Annotated in this window: 3 protein-coding genes; 1 reads left to right on the forward strand and 2 read right to left on the reverse strand. The window is 74.3% G+C overall.

Annotated features, from left to right (window positions below; genetic code table 11):
* Window positions 1–389 (reverse strand): pyridoxamine 5'-phosphate oxidase family protein (locus ACJA3G_RS35925; RefSeq protein WP_406557223.1); only part of this gene is annotated, 389 nt, incomplete at its 3' end.
* Between the two features lie 10 nt (window positions 390–399).
* A complete protein-coding gene (locus tag ACJA3G_RS35930; protein WP_406557224.1) occupies window positions 400–1,581 on the reverse strand; it encodes a thiolase C-terminal domain-containing protein in 1,182 nt (393 codons plus the stop codon).
* A 167-nt stretch (window positions 1,582–1,748) separates the two neighbouring features.
* On the opposite strand from ACJA3G_RS35930, the gene ACJA3G_RS35935 reads away from it, so the two are divergent.
* The coding region (locus tag ACJA3G_RS35935) for an acyl-CoA dehydrogenase family protein (RefSeq protein WP_406557225.1) at window positions 1,749–1,972 on the forward strand (224 nt) is incomplete at its 3' end.

The following is a 1,972-nucleotide window of genomic DNA, read 5'->3' on the forward strand; positions in this document are numbered from 1 at the left end:
GCGTGCAGATCGGCCTGGCTCGCCTCGGCCCCGGCCGGGGTCACCGCACCCCGCACCCGCACCTGCCGCCCCACCGCGGGCCAGTAGAACCCGAGCGCCGCCGACGGGCAGCCGGCCAGCTGCCGCCCCTTCGCGCTGCCGGAGTGCGACCCGAACCACCACCCCGCCGCGTCCGCCCCGTGCAGCATCACGGTCCGTACGTCCGGCCGCCCCTCCCCGTCCACGGTCGCGAGCGACATCGTGTGCGGCTCGGCCTGCCCGGCGCGGCCGGCGTGCGTCAGCCACTCCTGGAAGAGCGCGACSGGCTCCTCGGGCGCGTCCTCCGGAGCGAAGCGCGGCAGCTCGGTGTCCCAGACGCGCAGGGTGTGCAGGTACTCCTGGAATTCCATGCCCAGATTGTCACCCGGCCCGCCCCAGCACCACCGTCCCCGCAGAGCAGARCCAGCCCCCCGTGCCCGAGGCGACGGCCAGCTCGGGCAGCGTGCCGTCGGACCGGCGGACCTGGCCCGGCCCCGCCTCGCCGCGCAGTTGCCGTACGGCCTCGACCAGGAGGAACAGTCCCCGCATCCCGGGATGGCAGGCGGAGAGCCCGCCGCCGTCGGTGTTGACGGGCAGTGCGCCGCCGGTGAGCAGCCGCCCCTTCTCCACGAAGGCGCCGCCTTCGCCCTTCGCGCAGAACCCGAGGTCTTCGAGAGTGACGAGGGTCATGTAGGTGAAGGCGTCGTAGATCTCCGCGAGGTCGATGTCGGCGGGGCGGACTCCGGCGCGCTCGAAGGCGGTCCGGCCGGAGACGGCGGCCGGTGAGACGGTGAAGTCGTCCCACTCGGACATGGTGGTGTGCGAGACGGCCGTGCCCGAACCCAGCACCCAGACGGGCGGTCTGAGGGTGTCGGGGACGTACTCCGCCGCCGCGAGCAGCACCGCGCAGCCGCCGTCGGAGCGGATGCAGCAGTGCAGCTTGGTGAACGGGTCGGCGATCATCGGCCCCGCCAGGACGTCGTCGACGGTGATGGGGTCGCGGAACATCGCGTCGGGGTTGGTGGCCGCGTTGGCGCGCGCCTGCACGGCGACCTCGGCGAGCTGTTCGAGGGTGGTGCCGTACTGGTGCATATGGCGGCGGGCCGCCATGGCGTACTTCGCGACGAGCGTGTGGCCGTAGGGCACCTCGAACTGCAGGGGGCCGCGCCCGCCGAAGGACAGGTTCGAGGTCCGCCGCCCGGCCCTGATGTCGGCGCGGGCGGTGGAGCCGTAGACGAGGAGTACGGCGTTGGCGTGCCCGGCGGCGATGGCGTCCACGGCGTGGGCGGCCATCACCTCCCAGGTGGCGCCGCCGACCGAAGTGGAGTCGACCCAGGCCGGCTTCAGCCCCAGGTACTCGGCCACCTCGACCGGGGCGAGCGTCCCGAGGCCCGCGGACCCGAACCCGTCGACGGCGCCCCGCTCCAGCCCGGAGTCGGCGAGCGCCCGGCGGGCGGCCTGGGCGTGCAGGGCGTACGGGGTGGCGTCGTCGACGCGGCCGGTGTCCGAGAGGGCGACGCCGACGATGGCCACGGGGCGGGAGGACCGGGCGAGGGCTGCCATGAATCTGACGGTACATCAGATTCCATGGTCCCCGTCCGGCTTCCGGGTGAAATCCCTCGCTGCTGCCCCACCCCGGGCCCAGGGTGCCGGGGAAGGGGTGGGGCGGCGGGAACTGATGTACCGTCAGATCCCGGTGTTGCCCCGTCCCCGGGAGGAGAAGCCCACTCATGGACCCCGAGCTCACCCCCGAGCAGCAGGAGATCCGCCGCACCCTCCGCACCCTCCTCGCCAAGCGCTGCGGCCCCGACGACGTCAGGGCCGCGACCCTCACCGCACCCGGGTACGACGACGCCCTGTGGCGGCGGCTCGCCGGTGAGCTGGGGCTGCCGGGGCTCGCGGTGCCGGAGGCCTACGGCGGGGCCGCAGCGCTTGGCGAGGAGGGTGCGGAGGG

The sequence above is a fragment of the Streptomyces sp. YS-3 genome (assembly GCF_045257485.1).
Classification (GTDB): domain Bacteria; phylum Actinomycetota; class Actinomycetes; order Streptomycetales; family Streptomycetaceae; genus Streptomyces.